Origin of the sequence: Winslowiella arboricola (assembly GCF_025527015.1) — a bacterium.
GTDB classification, from domain to species: domain Bacteria; phylum Pseudomonadota; class Gammaproteobacteria; order Enterobacterales; family Enterobacteriaceae; genus Erwinia; species Erwinia arboricola.
On the sequence record NZ_JAODIM010000041.1, the window covers coordinates 178,680 to 194,803 of the forward strand.

At 56.0% G+C, this 16,124-nt stretch carries 12 protein-coding genes; 8 read left to right on the forward strand and 4 right to left on the reverse strand.

Translation table 11 applies throughout. From position 1 onward, the window contains the following. Positions 1-10: 10 nt before the first annotated feature. The 7 genes from N5923_RS12565 (at position 11) to N5923_RS12595 (ending at position 10,497) form a co-directional block, all read left to right on the forward strand. On the forward strand, positions 11-727 hold the full coding sequence (locus N5923_RS12565; RefSeq protein ID WP_267141324.1) for a GntR family transcriptional regulator: 717 nt from the start codon (positions 11-13) through the stop codon (positions 725-727). Between the two features lie 31 nt (positions 728-758). After that, complete coding sequence (gene urtA / locus N5923_RS12570) at positions 759-2,027, forward strand: urea ABC transporter substrate-binding protein (protein WP_267141325.1); 1,269 nt, start codon at positions 759-761, stop codon at positions 2,025-2,027. A 96-nt stretch (positions 2,028-2,123) separates the two neighbouring features. Next, positions 2,124-3,692 (forward strand): urea ABC transporter permease subunit UrtB, encoded by a 1,569-nt coding sequence (gene urtB, locus N5923_RS12575; RefSeq protein ID WP_267141326.1) that lies wholly within the window; start codon positions 2,124-2,126, stop codon positions 3,690-3,692. After that, entirely contained in the window at positions 3,692-4,768 is a 1,077-nt protein-coding gene (gene urtC, locus N5923_RS12580) for an urea ABC transporter permease subunit UrtC (protein ID WP_267141327.1), read from the forward strand. The genes urtB and urtC overlap by 1 nt, the downstream gene beginning before the upstream one ends. Beyond that, entirely contained in the window at positions 4,761-5,552 is a 792-nt protein-coding gene (urtD, locus tag N5923_RS12585; RefSeq protein ID WP_267141328.1) for an urea ABC transporter ATP-binding protein UrtD, read from the forward strand. Before urtC ends, urtD begins: the two co-directional genes overlap by 8 nt. Position 5,553: 1 nt before the next feature. Continuing rightward, on the forward strand, positions 5,554-6,252 hold the full coding sequence (gene urtE, locus N5923_RS12590) for an urea ABC transporter ATP-binding subunit UrtE (RefSeq protein WP_267141329.1): 699 nt from the start codon (positions 5,554-5,556) through the stop codon (positions 6,250-6,252). Between the two features lie 240 nt (positions 6,253-6,492). Next, on the forward strand, positions 6,493-10,497 hold the full coding sequence (locus N5923_RS12595; protein WP_267141330.1) for an amino acid adenylation domain-containing protein: 4,005 nt from the start codon (positions 6,493-6,495) through the stop codon (positions 10,495-10,497). Positions 10,498-10,522: 25 nt separating this feature from the next. Here the strand turns inward: N5923_RS12595 and N5923_RS12600 are convergent, their stop codons facing one another. Genes N5923_RS12600 through rbsK form a run of 3 tightly spaced genes read right to left on the reverse strand, consistent with a single transcriptional unit; the run spans position 10,523 to position 13,793 of the window. After that, complete coding sequence (locus N5923_RS12600; RefSeq protein ID WP_267141331.1) at positions 10,523-11,539, reverse strand: aldose 1-epimerase family protein; 1,017 nt, start codon at positions 11,537-11,539, stop codon at positions 10,523-10,525. Then, a complete protein-coding gene (gene fucP / locus N5923_RS12605; protein ID WP_267141332.1) occupies positions 11,536-12,864 on the reverse strand; it encodes an L-fucose:H+ symporter permease in 1,329 nt (442 codons plus the stop codon). The genes N5923_RS12600 and fucP overlap by 4 nt, the downstream gene beginning before the upstream one ends. Before the next feature lie 14 nt (positions 12,865-12,878). Continuing rightward, positions 12,879-13,793 carry a ribokinase gene (gene rbsK / locus N5923_RS12610; RefSeq protein ID WP_267141333.1) on the reverse strand — a complete coding sequence of 305 codons (915 nt, stop codon included), beginning with the start codon at positions 13,791-13,793 and terminating at the stop codon, positions 12,879-12,881. Between the two features lie 369 nt (positions 13,794-14,162). Between rbsK and deoR the strand changes: the two genes are divergently transcribed. Then, the gene (gene deoR, locus N5923_RS12615; RefSeq protein WP_267141334.1) at positions 14,163-14,927 is read left to right on the forward strand and encodes a DNA-binding transcriptional repressor DeoR; all 765 of its coding nucleotides are present in this window, start codon (positions 14,163-14,165) and stop codon (positions 14,925-14,927) included. Between the two features lie 82 nt (positions 14,928-15,009). Here the strand turns inward: deoR and N5923_RS12620 are convergent, their stop codons facing one another. Beyond that, complete coding sequence (locus N5923_RS12620) at positions 15,010-15,957, reverse strand: 2-hydroxyacid dehydrogenase (protein ID WP_267141335.1); 948 nt, start codon at positions 15,955-15,957, stop codon at positions 15,010-15,012. Positions 15,958-16,124 lie beyond the last annotated feature (167 nt).

Sequence of the window (16,124 nt, forward strand, 5' to 3'; positions counted from 1 at the left end):
GGACCACTGCATGCAGCAGGCCGGATTTCATCAGAAACGCAGTAAAGGACGCCCGGAAGTGCTGGCCGAACGCATTTACCAGACGATTAAAAACGACATTTTCGATTTCCGCCTGATGCCGGGCGACCGCTTTAGCGAAAGCGAAGTGGCGGAACGAATGGAGGTCAGCCGCACGCCAGTGCGGCAGGCGCTGTTCTGGCTGGAGCGGGAAGGCTATGTCGAGGTGTGGTTTCGCAGCGGCTGGCAGGTACGGCCATTCGATTTTGAATATTTCGAAGAGCAGTACGATTTGCGCATCGTACTGGAGCGCGAAGCGATTCGCCGCCTGTGTGCGATGCCGCCCACCCACTGCGCCGGACTGCTGGCGGATCTGACCGCCTTCTGGGTTGATCAGCCACGGTTGGAAGAGGGTAAAGCGGTGTCGCTGCATGACGAAGCATTCCATATGGCGCTTGTCGCCGCCGCCGGCAACAGCGAAATGGCGCGGATCCATGCCGAGTTAACCGAAAAAATTCGCATCATTCGTCGCCTCGACTTTACCCGTGAGGATCGTATTGATGCCACTTATAGCGAGCACGCCCGTATTTTGCTGGCGGTATTAAAACAACAAACCGAGGAGGCACAACGCATCCTGACCGACCATATCTCCGTCAGTAAGGCCGAGGTCAGGAAAATTACGCTACATATGCTGCAGCAGGCAAGGCTTCAAACCAGTTCACCCGAATAATTCAAACCAATATCTTTGAGGGGCTGTTGATATGAAACGACGTTCACTTTTGCAGGCATTTGCGCTGTCCGCCACGGTTGTCAGCATGGGCATCGCCTGGAGCGCCCAGGCGGCAGATACCATTAAAATCGGTATTATGCATTCGCTCTCCGGCACCATGGCGATTTCTGAAACGCCGTTAAAAGATGTGGCGCTGATGACCATTGATGAGATCAATGCCAGCGGCGGCGTTCTGGGTAAAAAACTGGAACCGGTGGTGGTAGATCCGGCCTCTAACTGGCCACTGTTTGCCGAAAAAGCGCGTCAGCTGCTGACTCAGGATAAAGCGGCGGTGGTGTTTGGTTGCTGGACCTCGGTATCACGCAAATCGGTGCTGCCGGTATTTGAAGAGCTGAACGGCCTGCTGTTCTATCCGGTGCAGTATGAAGGCGAAGAGATGTCGCCAAACGTGTTTTATACCGGCGCCGCGCCGAACCAGCAGGCGATTCCGGCAGTGGAATATCTGATGAGTGAAGATGGCGGTGAAGCAAAACGCTTCTTCCTGCTGGGCACCGACTACGTTTATCCGCGCACCACCAACAAGATTTTACGCGCCTTCCTGCACGCGAAAGGAATTCAGGATAAAGATATTAAAGAGGTCTATACGCCATTTGGTTACAGCGATTATCAGACCATCGTTTCCGATATCAAAAAGTTCTCCGCTGGCGGCAAAACCGCAGTGGTGTCCACCATCAATGGTGACTCCAACGTGCCGTTCTACAAAGAGCTGGCGAATCAGGGGATTAAAGCGACCGATGTACCGGTTGTCGCCTTCTCGGTCGGCGAAGAAGAACTGCGCGGCATCGATACCAAACCTCTGGTCGGCAACTTAGCGGCGTGGAACTACTTCCAGTCGGTGGATAACCCAACCAACACCAAGTTTGTCGCCGCGTATCGCGCTTATGCCAAAGCCCACAAACTGCCAAATGCTGACACCGTCGTCACCAACGACCCGATGGAAGCGACATATGTCGGCATCCATATGTGGGCGCAGGCGGTCGAGAAAGCGGGCACCACCGATGTGGATAAAGTACGCGCCGCGATGGCCGGCCAGAGCTTCGCCGCACCGGATGGCTTTACCCTGACCATGGACCAGACCAACCACCATCTGCATAAGCCGGTGATGATTGGCGAGATCGAAGATAACGGTCAGTTTAATGTGGTATGGCAGACCGATAAGCCGGTGCGCGCCCAGCCATGGAGCCCGTATATCGCCGGTAACGATAAGAAGCCAGACCATCCGGTGAAATCTTCACAATAGTCCAGGAAAACTCTGGCGTAGGGGAGCCGTTCCCGGCTCCCGTTGCACAGACAAGCACGGGCGGCGAAAACGACGCCCCTACAGGTACAATGAAAAATGATAAAACTCTGTTGGCTACTGCTGTCACTGTGTCTGCTTGCGCCCTTTGCCGCGCAAGCCGGCCCGGCTGCAGATTACGCCGCTGCCAGCCGCACGCAGCAGGCCAGACTGTTACAGCAGTGGGCCGCAGCTCCCGATGCCTCACGTTTGGCCCTGTTGCAGGCGCTGCGTGAAGAATCCGTGGTTATCGATCACAACAAGCAGCCGTTTATCGAGCGCAATGGTCAGCTTACGCCGCTGGAAGGCACAGCAAAGCCCGCCGGAACCACCAAAAAGCTGTTTGTGAATAACCGCCTGCGCGTACTGACGATCAATGCGCTGGCATCGCACCAGCTGGTCAGTAATGACCCGTCCACCCGCCTGCGCGCTGCGCGCGCCTTACAGAATGATGCCGTCGTCGATCAGTTGCCGCTACTTACGCAACGCCTCGCCGCCGAACAGGATAGCGATGTTCACGCCGCGCTGGCATTAGCGCTGGCGAATCTGCAACTTAGCGACAGCAATCCGCAGGTCCGTCTCAGTGCGGTCAAACTGCTGGGCGAAACCAGCGATCCAAATATGCAGGGCAGCCTGCAACGCCTGACCAGCGAACAAAATGAACCGGATGCCGCGGTGCGCGCCGCCGCCGCCGACAGCCTGAAGCAGATTAAACAGCGTCTGATGTGGGGCGATCTGCTCGGCCAGGCGTTTACCGGTCTGTCGCTCGGCTCGATTCTGTTGCTGGCGGCGCTGGGGCTGGCTATCACTTATGGTCTGCTCGGCGTAATCAATATGGCGCACGGCGAGATGCTGATGCTGGGCGCCTACGCGACCTGGCTGGTGCAGAGCCTGTTTCAGCGCTTTGCGCCAGAGTGGCTGGCCTGGTATCCGCTGCTGGCCTTACCGGTGGCCTTTTTTATCACCGCCACTATCGGCATGCTGCTGGAACGTACAGTGATCCGTCATCTGTATGGCCGCCCGCTGGAAACCCTGCTCGCCACCTGGGGCATCAGCCTGATGCTAATCCAGCTGATTCGCGTGTTGTTTGGCGCACAAAACCTCGAAGTGGCGAATCCGGCGTGGCTCTCCGGCGGCATGCAGATCCTGCCGAATCTGGTGCTGCCTTATAACCGTATCGCGGTGATTCTGTTTGTGACTGGCGTGCTGATCCTCACCTGGCTGCTACTGAATAAAACCCGTCTCGGCATGAATGTGCGGGCGGTAACGCAAAACCGCGCGATGGCCGACTGTTGCGGCGTACCCACCGGTCGCGTCGATATGCTGGCGTTTGGCCTTGGTTCCGGCATCGCCGGACTGGGCGGCGTGGCGCTGTCGCAATTGGGCAATGTCGGCCCGGAACTCGGTCAGGGCTATATTATCGACTCCTTCCTGGTGGTGGTGCTCGGCGGCGTCGGCCAGCTGGCAGGCACCGTCGTTGCCGCCTTTGGGCTCGGCATTCTGAATAAAGTGCTGGAGCCACAAATCGGCGCGGTGCTCGGCAAGATTCTGATCCTGGTGCTGATCATTCTGTTTATTCAGAAACGACCTCAGGGGCTGTTTGCATTTAAAGGGCGGGTGACTGACTGATGACACAACCAATGACGTTAACCGTCGCGCAAAAAGCACCGCGGCTGACCATCAGCATCGGCCTTATCGCCCTGCTGGCGCTGCTGATAATGCCGTTTCTGGCGCTGTTGCCGACGGAGAATCCGCTGGCGATCTCCACTTACACGCTGACGCTGGTCGGCAAAATCCTCTGCTATACGATTGTGGCGGTGGCGCTGGATCTGGTGTGGGGTTATGCCGGTCTGTTGTCGCTGGGCCACGGTCTGTTTTTCGCCCTTGGCGGCTATGCGATGGGTATGTATCTGATGCGGCAGGCCGCGGGCGAGGGTTTACCCGCGTTTATGTCGTTTCTGTCGTGGAGCGAGCTGCCGTGGTTCTGGGCTGGCACCCAACACTTCGCGTGGACGCTGTGCCTGATTATGCTGGCGCCCGGTCTGCTGGCGCTGGTGTTTGGCTGGTTTGCCTTCCGCTCGAAGATCAAGGGCGTCTACTTTTCAATTATGACGCAAGCGCTGACCTATGCCGGGATGCTGCTGTTTTTCCGCAATGAAACCGGCTTTGGCGGCAACAATGGCTTTACTGGTTTTACCACCCTGCTCGGCTTTCCGGTAACCGCCACCAGCACCCGTATCGGACTGTTTGTCGCCACCGTGCTGCTGTTGCTGGTCAGCCTCGGTATCGGCTTTGCGCTGGCGCGCAGCAAGTTTGGCCGCGTGCTGACGGCGGTACGCGACGCCGAAAACCGTCTGATGTTTATCGGATACGATCCAAAGGGCTTTAAGCTGTTTGTCTGGACGCTGTCGGCGGTACTGTGCGGGCTGGCGGGCGCGCTGTATGTCCCGCAGGTGGGGATTATCAATCCCGGCGAAATGTCGCCCACCAACTCGATTGAAGCCGCTATCTGGGTGGCATTAGGCGGACGCGGCACGCTGATTGGCCCGCTGCTGGGCGCCGCTATCGTTAACGGCGCCAAAAGCTGGTTTACCATGGCCTTCCCCGAATACTGGCTGTTCTTCCTCGGCCTGATGTTTATTCTCGTCACGCTGTTTCTGCCGCGCGGCGTTATTGGTCTGATCCGCCGGAGCAAGCATGACTGAGCAACTTTTTACCCAACCGCATCCGTCGGATCGTTTTCGCCAGCAGAGCGATCCGATCCTGCAGCTGGATGCGATCAACGTTTCGTTTGATGGTTTTCGCGCCCTCACCGATCTGTCACTGAATATTGGCGTCGGCGAACTGCGCTGCGTTATTGGCCCAAACGGCGCCGGGAAAACCACGCTGATGGATGTGATCACCGGCAAAACACGGCCTGATACTGGCAGGGTGATTTACGATCAGGATACCGATCTCACCCGCCTGTCGTCGGTCGATATTGCCCGCAGCGGCATTGGCCGCAAATTCCAGAAACCAACGGTATTTGAGGCGCTGTCGGTGTTTGAAAATCTGGAAATTGCGCTGAAAACCGATAAGTCGGTGTGGGCCTGTTTGCGCGCACGGCTAAACAGCGAACAGCAGGATCGCATCGATGAAGTGCTGAAACTGCTGCGCCTCGGCGCTGAACGTGGCCGCCCCGCCGGGTTGTTATCCCACGGGCAAAAACAGTTTCTGGAGATTGGCATGCTGCTGGTGCAGGAGCCGCATCTGTTGCTGCTTGACGAGCCTGCCGCCGGAATGACCGATGCCGAAACCGAGTATAGCGCCGAGCTGTTTTGCAGCCTCGCCGGTAAGCATTCGCTGATGGTGGTAGAGCACGATATGGGCTTTGTTGAAACTATCGCCGACCACGTTACGGTACTGCATCAGGGGCAGGTGCTGGCGGAAGGTTCGCTGCGCGAAGTACAGGCCAACGAGCAGGTTATCGAAGTCTATCTGGGGCGCTGATATGTTACAGGTATCTGAACTGAATCAATATTATGGTGGCAGCCATATTTTGCGCGGGCTGTCGTTTGAAACCCGTCAGGGCGAAGTCACCTGTTTGCTGGGCCGCAATGGCGTCGGTAAAACCACCCTGCTGAAGTGTCTGATGGGGCTGATCCCGGCTAAATCCGGCACCATCAGCTGGCAGGATAAGGTAATTAACTCACGTAAGCCGCATCAGCGGGTGCAGGCGGGTATCGCTTATGTACCGCAGGGACGCGAGATCTTTGCGCGTCTGACGGTAGAAGAGAATTTGTTGATGGGACTGGCGCGCTTTCCCTCCGCGCAGGCGAGACAAGTACCGGAAGAGATCTATCAGCTGTTTCCGGTGCTAAAAGAGATGAAGCAGCGGCGCGGCGGCGATCTTTCCGGTGGGCAGCAGCAGCAATTAGCTATTGGTCGCGCACTGGCCTGCAAACCGCAGCTCCTGATCCTTGATGAGCCAACCGAAGGGATCCAGCCTTCGGTGATTAAAGAGATCGGCGCGGTGATCCGCCAGCTGGCGCAGCGAGGTGATATGTCGATCCTGCTGGTGGAGCAGTTTTATGACTTTGCCGCTGAGCTGGCCGACAGCTATCTGGTGATGTCGCGTGGCGAGATTGTGCAGCGGGGTCGCGGCGACAGCATGGAAGCAGACGGCGTGCGTGGTCTGGTAGCCATTTAACTTTTTCAGGCGTAAGGGTATTTCACGCTTACGCCTTATTTTATTCCTTAATAATATCCTGACGATAATTCATTTATTATATCCACATCTCAAATAAAGATATTAATATAGATCCACGTCTTAAATAAATTATCCTCCCGCGATTAAATTATTCCGCCATTTTATTTCACTTTGGCAAAAAGTTTATATACTTAACTGTCTTTATTGCTTACAGCCCAATCCTTTACCGGAGGCGCACGCATGCCCGTGTATCCCTTAACTACCGTACAACAAGCTGTTTTAATCGATCAGTTACTCACGCCGGATACGCCCTGCTATAATATTGGCGCCATATGGGAAATTGAGAGAGATATCGATATCTCTCTGCTACAAAAATCAATTAATGATATTTTACATCAACATGACGCACTAAGAATTCGTCTGCAGGAAGATGAATCCGGCATTATCCAGAGTACCCGGCCACGGCAAAAAATAATGATCGACTACCGCGACTTTACGCAGCAACGGGCGGCAAACGATCAGGCAATGGAATATCTTCGCGTCTCATTTATTAAACCTTTCGCGTTGTATAACCAGCTGCTGTGGCGCTGTCATTTTGTCAGAGTGAATGCCACCGATTCATTGTGGCTGATTAGCGCTCACCATCTGATTGCCGATGGCACCACCCTTTCCCTGTTGGGGCGCTTAATTATTGATCGTTATAAACAGTTAAAGTCCGGGACCGGCTGCGGCCTGCCCGCCGCCACGCGTTATGCCGACTTTATTACCCGTGATAAAGCCTATCTGCACTCCCCCCGTTATGCTGCCGATCGTGACTTCTGGCTGAGCCGCTTTGCCGTGACGCCCGCCAGTGCGCTGGCGGGCGAAAGAGCGCCTTCGTTAGTGCAGGAGACCGCCGCACTCAGCCGGCAAATTATCCACCGGCTGCCACATCATCGCTATCAGCAGATGGCGGCTTATGCCGCCGGGAGCGGCGGATCGGTGATGCACTTTATGCTGGCGCTGCTCACCTGCTGGTATGCGCGCCTGTGGCAGGCAGAGAGTCTGACCATCGGCGTGCCAGTACATAACCGTTGTGGCGCGCAACATAAACAGACGCTGGGGATGTTCTCTTCAATGATCCCGCTAAAAATTGAGATTGATATCCACCAGCCTTTTTGCCAGCTCATTCAGCAGGTGGCGAGCGAGCTGCGTCTCTGTTATCGCCATCAGCGCTACCCGATTGCCGAGCTGAATCGTCAGTTGCGCCTCAGCCAGCAGGGTCGTCGTCAGCTGTATGACATCACCTTTTCCCTCGAATGCTTTCCCACCGATATTGAGCTGGACAATCAGCCGCTAAAAGTGACCGCCATGCACCATGGCTATGAACAGATGCCCCTGACGATTTATCTGCGTCATTACCATCCGCAGGATGATCCCCTGCTGGAGTTTAATTTTAATCAGGGGTGGTTTGACGAAGAGTGGGCAATGCGCACCGCCGCACGCCTGCACCATCTGCTGGAAAACGTACTGGATGCCGCCACCAATTTGCCGATGGCGCAGTTGCCGCTGCTGCTGGCGAAAGAGCGACAGCAGCTGGCGTGCTGGAATCACCATGCACAACCCTGGACACCCGCAGAAGGCGTACATCGCCTGTTTGAACAGCAGGTACAGCGTAGCCCACAGGCCGTGGCGCTGGGTGGCTGTGACCAGCAGCTCAGCTATAACCAGCTGAATCAGCTGGCCAATCAGCTCGCCTGGCACCTGCGTGCGGCGGGTATCGCTCGTGACGATCGCGTGGCGCTGTGCGCCGAACGCAGTCACCAGCTGGTGATCGCCCTGCTCGCCATTCTGAAAGCCGGTGCGGCTTATGTGCCACTCGACCCTGACTATCCGCAGGAGCGTCTCAGCATCATGTTGCAGGATAGTGGTGCGCGGCTGCTGCTGCTCGACGATGCTGGTGAACAGGCGACAGGTTCAGCGATCGCGCCGGGTTTAGTGGTGCTGCATCTGCAACGCGATAGTTCGCGCTGGCAGTTTGCTGCCGGCGAGAATCTGCCTTCCTGTGGCGTCGATCTGCAGCGCTCGCTGGCGTATGTGATTTACACCTCCGGCTCCACCGGACAACCGAAAGGGGTGATGAACGAACATCGCGGCGTGATTAACCGGCTGCTGTGGATGCAGCAGGCGTATCAGCTGACGCCGGAAGATCGGGTGCTGCAAAAAACCCCATTTAGTTTTGATGTGTCGGTATGGGAATTTTTCTGGCCGTTGATCAGCGGCGCGCGGCTGGTGATGGCAAAACCCGGCGGCCACCGCGATCCTGATTACCTTAGCGCGCTGATTGAGCAGCAGCAGATCACCACTATTCATTTTGTGCCCTCAATGTTGCAGCTGTTTCTCAGTCACGGCGATATGGCGCAGTGCAACAGCCTGCAACGTATTATCTGTAGTGGCGAAGCGCTGCCGCTGGCCACCGTCCGGCGCTGCCATCAGCAACTGACAGGTGCGGCGCTGTATAATTTGTATGGCCCGACCGAAGCGGCGGTGGATGTCAGCCACTGGCACTGCCATCCGCAGGATCCGCGTCCGCTGATCCCGATTGGCAGGCCGATCAGCAACACCCAGCTGCATATTCTGGATGCACAACTCCAGCCACTACCGCCAGGCAGCACTGGCGAACTCTATATTGGCGGCGTTCAGGTGGCGCGCGGCTATCTTAATCGTCCGCAGCTGACGGCGGAGTGCTTTATCCGCGATCCGTTTAGCGATGACGCCGCTGACCGGCTGTATAAAACCGGCGATCTGGCGCGCTGGCTGAACGATGGCTGTATTGAATATCTGGGGCGCAATGATTTTCAGGTAAAAATCCGTGGCGTGCGTATTGAGACTGGGGAAGTTGAACAGCAGATCCGTCACTGTGAAGGCGTCGATGATGCGGTGGTGATGGCCTGCGACAACGAACAGGGTGAAAAACGCCTGGTGGCATGGGTAGTCGCCCGCGATCAACGCGATCTGCATGCCCGTCTGCACCGTCATCTGCGCGGCGTGCTGCCCGATTATATGATCCCGTCCGCGCTGGTGCAGTTGCAGGCATTCCCCCTTTCGCCCAACGGCAAACTCGATCGCCGCGCCCTGCCGCCACCGGTAGCCAGCCGCAGCGAGCGACGCCTGTGGCTGGCACCGGAAAGCGAAGATGAACAGCTGCTGGCAAGCTGGTGGCAGGACATTTTGCAGGTGAAAAATGTCAGCCGTGATGATGATTTTTTTGCCCTTGGCGGCCACTCGATTCATGCGATTCAGCTGATGGTACGTCTGCGGCGTCAGGGGTTGTGGCTGGATATTAAAACGCTGTATGCCCACTCAACGCTCTCCAGTCAGGCGCTGGCGATCCGCAACCTCGCCGACGATCAGCAGCTGGCACCGGAAGCGATCAGCAACCCGATTCAGAAACTGCTGGCGCAGTTAAATCAGTCACCGGCCAGCTTCTCGCTGTTGCAACCGCTGAATAACCCGTGCGCGCCAGAAGAGGTGTGGATGGTTCATCCGGCAGTGGTCGGCAGTGAGATCTACCGCGATCTGGCGTTATCGCTAAACGGCAAGCTGAGCGCCATCGGCATCAATAACTACAACCTGTTCCACCAGCCACATATCGACTCGCTAAGCGATCTGGCCGCTTATTACCTGCATGCAATGATGGCGCATGGTTTATCTGCGCAACGCCCGGTGCGGCTGCTCGGCTGGTCGCTGGGCGGCAATATCGCCCTGGAGATCGCCGCCCAGCTGGAACGTCAGGGTTTTCAGGATATTCATATCTGCGTGCTGGACAGTGTTTATCAGACCGAGTTTCAGCTGCGTGCTGAACCGGGGACGCTGGAGATGGTGCTGGCGATGATTGGCATAGAGGATCAGGCGGCGCAACGCGCGCTACAGGCGGAACAGACCGATATTATGCTCAGTAATCAGCCACTAAGCGCGCCGCTGCAACATAGCCGTATCACGCTGTTTAAAGCGACGCAGTTTGCCACCCTCAGTGAGTATCAATCCTCCAGTGGCCAGGCGCTGCTGGCGCTGGAGGATAATGGTTTAGCGGTGCTGAACGCCAGGCTGCGCCGGGTGCCGCTGGCGGCAAATCACTATTCGATTATTCACTGCCATCAGGAAATTGGTGAGGCTTTGCTGCTGTACAGCATGGGCGGCGATAACGCCGCCCCTGCATCGTTCGGTGACAGCCAGGGGCGGCGTTATCGCCGCCCGTCCCGATGATTTGCACAATTCACCGCGCGGGATCCTAATCCATCAGCCCGGTTTCCACCCGGAACTGGCGCTGCTCACCTGGCGCCAGGGTGATTAAGCTGCCCGCGCGTCGGGCAGCGTTATGCCCTTCCGGCCGACAGGTAGCCGGTAACACAAAGGCGGCCACCTGCTGGTCAGCGTTATGCAGCAGCCAGCGCGTCGCGGCGCTGAACTGGCGGGTATCAAAGCGCGTGACAAAGCTATACCCCTCAGGCGAATGCAGCATAAATTCAGCCTGTTGCACATACTGCGGCAGGTTATCGGCAAAAAACACGATTTCCGGATCGCACATTTCTGGCCGTTGCAGACCGTCCAACGCCTGCGGCGCCGACGCCAGCTGTTGTGTGTAATCCAGCCATTGCGGCGTTGGCTGGACATGTGCCGGAATCGACGTGCGCAGCTGAAACGCCGAATCCGGGATATTCTGACTAAAGCGCCCGTCCGCGACCCAGGCATAGTTCATATGACACATATACTGCAACGGCATCGGTGCGCCAGAAAGATTCGTCACCTGCATGGCGATCTCAATACGCGGCGCCTCTCCCAGCAAAGTCACAGACGGCGCGGCGCGGTAGTGATGGCCAAATCCCTTGATATATTCGGCATCGCCATGCAGCGCCAGCCGATCCTCTTCCAGCGTCAGCCAGGCGTTGTCGAGACGCGCGCAGGCCATCTCGCCGTGCAGCGGATGCGTATCATCGGCTGCCGGACAGCCATTCGCCAGCAGCCCGGAGTGAAAGGCAAAACAGCCGTAAGTATCGATAATATCTTTGCCCGGCAACGGCTGTTTAAAACCGCTGCCCATGGTTAAACGCTGCCCGTCGAACTGCATATCCCATACCATCTGGCCGTAAAACGGCAGCACGATAACAAAGCCGCGTGCATTCTCCAGCCGCACTGCTTCAATCCCGGACGGATAACGAAACAGCTCGACCTTAAAGCGCGCGTTATCCAGCAGAGTGCGCGGCGTTTCCTGAAACAGCGCAGGATGGAGCGGTAAGGTGGTTTTCATCGTGCCTCCCCGACAAATTCAGCGCCCTGCACCCGTGGTTGTTTTTTATGGCGCAACTCACCCCAGAAATAGAATCCGACCCAGGCAAAACAGAGCAGCGACACGCCAAACGCCAGCTGCATCGAGCCGAGATGGTCGGAGACCAGGCCCTGCAAAGCGGGCACAAAGGCGGCGCCGACAATCGCCATCACAATAAAGGCGCCGGCAACCTCGGTGTATTTATTATCGACCGTCGCCAGGGTTCCGGCGTAAATGGTCGCCCAGCAGGGACCAAACAGCACGCTGACAAACACTGCGGCATAGACGGCAGTAAAGTTCGGTACCAGCATCACATAAGCCAGCGTCGCCACCCCGGCGATGGAGTAAGCAATCAGCACTTTCTCGGCGCGGAACCGCGTCATCAGGAAATTGGCGACAAACTTGCCGATAAAGAAACAGATAAAGCTGTAGATCATAAAGTTTGAAGCGTGACGCTCATTGGTAGCGCCGAGGTTCAGCGCCAGACGAATGGTAAATGACCATACCGCCACCTGCATGCCGACATAGAGGAACTGCGCCACAATGCCGCGCTTAAAGTGGCGATTTTTTGCCAGGTAACTGAAGGTTTCCGCCAGGCCCGGCAGTTTCTTGCCCGCGGTTTCCGGCTTACAGCGTGGATAAGACGTCAGCATAAACAGCAGCATCACTACTACCAGCACCATAACCAGATATTTATAGGGTTCCAGTGTGTGCTCAAGCATCGTCAGGCGAAACTGATGAATCTGCCCGGCGTTCATCGTCGCCATCTGGCTTTCGAGACTGTCGCCCTCCTGGAACACCAGATATTTACCCAGCACAATCCCCATCAGCGCGCCGACCGGATAGAAGGTCTGGCTGATATTCAGACGCAGCGTGGCATGCTGACGATCGCCAATCATTGAACTGTAGGTATTGGCCGCGGTTTCAAGGAAGCTCAGACCAATAGCAATAGCGAAAATCGCCGCCAGAAACATGGTGTAGGTGGCCATATGCGACGCCGGATAAAACATAATGCAACCGGCGATATACAGCGCCAGCCCCATCAGAATGGCAATTTTATAGCTGGAACTGCGGATCACCAGTGACGCCGGAATCGCAATCAGGAAATAGCCGCCATAGAAGGCGCTCTGTACCAGTGCGCTGGCGAAATCGCTGAGGGCAAAGACGCTTTTAAACTGGGTAATCAGGATGTCATTCAGGCTGGCGGCGCAGCCCCACAGCGGGAACAGACAGGACAACAAAATAAACTGAAACAGTGGCGTCTTATTCAGATAGCCATCGGGTTGCTGAACGATATTCTGGTGCATGTAAGGATCCCCACTCAGGCGTTGAGAAAACGTTGGAAGGTGATGGCATCGGGATAAGAACGCTGCGTTCCACGCCCGGTCACGCTACAGGCCGCAAAGGCCGAAGCGAGTTGCATCGCCTGTCTGATATCGCCGTTCTGCACCAGGTAGTGCGCAAAGCAGCCGATAAAGGCATCGCCCGCGCCGCTGGTATCGACGGCTTGCACTGCAGTTGGGCTGACGCGATGTACGCTGTCACCCTGCATCCATACCGAACCCCGACTTCCCAGCGTAATAATCAGGTTCTTCAGACCACGGCTGAGCAGCGTCTGCCCGGCGCGCAGCACCTCTTCTTCCGACGCCACCGGCAGGCCGGTCAGAATCTCCAGTTCGGTTTCGTTCGGCATAAAGAAATCACAGCGGCAGGCGTAGTCGATATCCAGTTCCGCTACCGCAGGCGCCGGATTAAGGATCACCGTGATACCGTGCTGACTGGCAAAATCAATGGCGTGATACACCGTCGGCAACGGGATCTCCAGCTGCAAAATTATTAGCTGACACTGCTTCAGTTGCGCAGCGGCTGCATCAATATCCGCGGGCAGCAGCTGATTGTTGGCACCTTTCACGATCAGAATACGGTTTTGCGACTGATCATCGACAAAGATCGGTGCCACCCCGCTGGAGACGCCAGGCGCGACGGTAACATGCTGCGTATCGACGCCAAACGCCTGCAAGTTCCTGACGGTGTTATCGGCAAACAGATCTTCGCCCACTTTGCTGACCATCATCACGCTGGCGCCGAGCTTTGCCGCTGCTACCGCCTGATTAGCGCCTTTGCCTCCGCAACCAATGGCAAAATCGGGGGCTTCCAGCGTCTCACCGGCCTTAGGCATCGTATTGGTGTAGGTGATTAAATCCACCATATTGGAACCGATGACGGCAATATCCATAACACTCTCCGCTGAATAATTTTCACACATTTAATGTTGTTAAAATAACAATAACAACGAACCAATGTTATATTTGTGACATGACTCTCAACCAGCGTTACGGCAGCGGCAGGAGGGAATTGCAATTTTATGCGGCGTGATCAATGTTATTATTTTAACAATCAGCGTGAGATTTATGCGCGATGCGCGAGGTTTGCGGGGCGATTCTATTAAAGGTAATATTGCAAATCTGCCGGCTTAATGACGCGCAAATCATTCAAATCAGTGCAATTTATCGTGAACTGAAGAGAACCATTGGCGGTACAATCTTTGATGATGGTTTCTGGCAGCACCGTATCCGTTCAGGGAAATTAATTATAGGAAGTCACCATGGAAACCCGGCGCGACGAGCGTGTAAATAAACTGGCGCACGCATTAAAGCGCATCGACAAAATCCATCTGAAAGATGCTGCCCGGCTGCTGGGTGTCTCAGAGATGACGATCCGGCGCGATCTTAATGAACAGCCTTCAACGGTGGTGTTGCTTGGCGGCTATATCGTCAGCGATCCGCGGATCAGCCATGGTCACTACTTTGTCTCCGATCAGCAGTCGCAGAATGTCAGCAAAAAGCAGCAGCTGGCGCAGCTGGCGGCAACGCTGATTAACGCAAACGATACGGTGTTTTTTGACTGCGGCACCACCATTCCCTATGTGATTGACGCCATTGACGATAGCCTGCCGTTTACCGCGATCTGTTGTGCGATGAACACCTTTCTCGCGCTGAAAGAGAAAAGTGGCTGTCATGTGATCCTGAGCGGCGGCGAATTCCATGCGGATAACGCGATTTTTACGCCGCTGGGGCAAAATCACGTGCTGGACGATCTCTGCCCATCGCTGGCCTTTATCTCGGCAGCCGGCATCGATGTCCATCAGGGGGCAACTTGTTACAATATTAACGAGTTGCAGATGAAGCATCATGCGCTGCAACGCGCTCAGCATAAGATCCTGCTGGCCGACAGCAGCAAATTTGGCAAAGTGCTACCGGCACGTATCGGCGAACTCGATCTGTTTGATACGCTAATCAGTGACAGCGCACCGCCAAAGGCGCTAGCGCAAACATTGAAAGCAGCGGAAGTTAACGTGATAAGCCTGTAATACGGGCGGCGGGAACGCCGCTCCTGCAATAGATCTGCGTAGGGGCGGCGTTTTCGCCGCCCGTGTCGATGATTTTCCCCCTTCAGGCCCAGCGATGCAAAATCTCTTCATCATCGCGTAAGCGGCGGATATTTTCACAAACGCCCGCCACATTGCCATTCAGTGAAATATCGGTCACGCCGCCAATATGCGGGGTGGCAATCACGTTGTAGCTGAAAATTTTATCTTGTGGATCGGGTGGCTCCTGCCAGAAGACATCCAGCCCGGCGCCAGCAATATGCCCCAGTTCCAGCGCCGCAATCAGCGCCTGTTTCTCAATCAATCCACCGCGGCCCAGGTTAATCAGGAAGCTGCCCGCTTTCATCTGCGTCAGCGCATTTTCATTGATGATATGCCGGGTCTGCGCATTGTCCGGCAGGCTTAAAATCACAAAATCCGCTTCCGCCAGCAGATCCGGCAGCTGTTCCATAGTGCCCAACCAGGATAACTGGTGCTGTTCGGCAAAGGCGCGGTCGGCATCACGCTTGACGCCGATCAACCGCACGCCAAATGCCGTCAGACGTTTGGCTAACGCTTTACCAATGCCGCCAACGCCAACCAGTCCGACAGTTTTCCCCATCAAGCCGAGGCCGGTCGGCTGGCCCAGCCGCTGCTGAGCAATGCTGTCAGGCAGCTCCAGCGCCTTACGCGCAAGGCCGATCATCATCCAGATCCCCAGTTCCGCCACCGAATCGGCATTGCCGGAGTCATCCGATGGCACATTGGCAACGATAATCCCCTGTTCCCCGGCGCTATGGATATCAACGCCTTCCAGACCGGCGCCCGCTTGCTGAATCAGCTTCAGGTTGTCAGCGGTTTGCAGCAGGTGCGCATCCACCCGCGCCATCCCCGGGATCAGCACATCAAAACCGGCCAGACTTTGTGCGGCATGGCTGGCGGAGGCAATAAATTCGACATCGGGCAGTTGCTGGCGCAGCTGCTGGATCATGCCGCCCCACGCGTTCTCTTCAGCCGCAATCAGAACTTTCATTGATATCCCTTTGGTTTAAAAGGCAAAAAATCAGCATAACGTCAGGGTCGTGCGAAAATCAAACAGTTATCCGGCTAAGTACGACTAAACGACAGATTACTCTGGGCATCGGCTGTGATTAAGGCAGGAAAACAGCTAAACTTCGTCATCTGAGTGGGCAGTTCCGC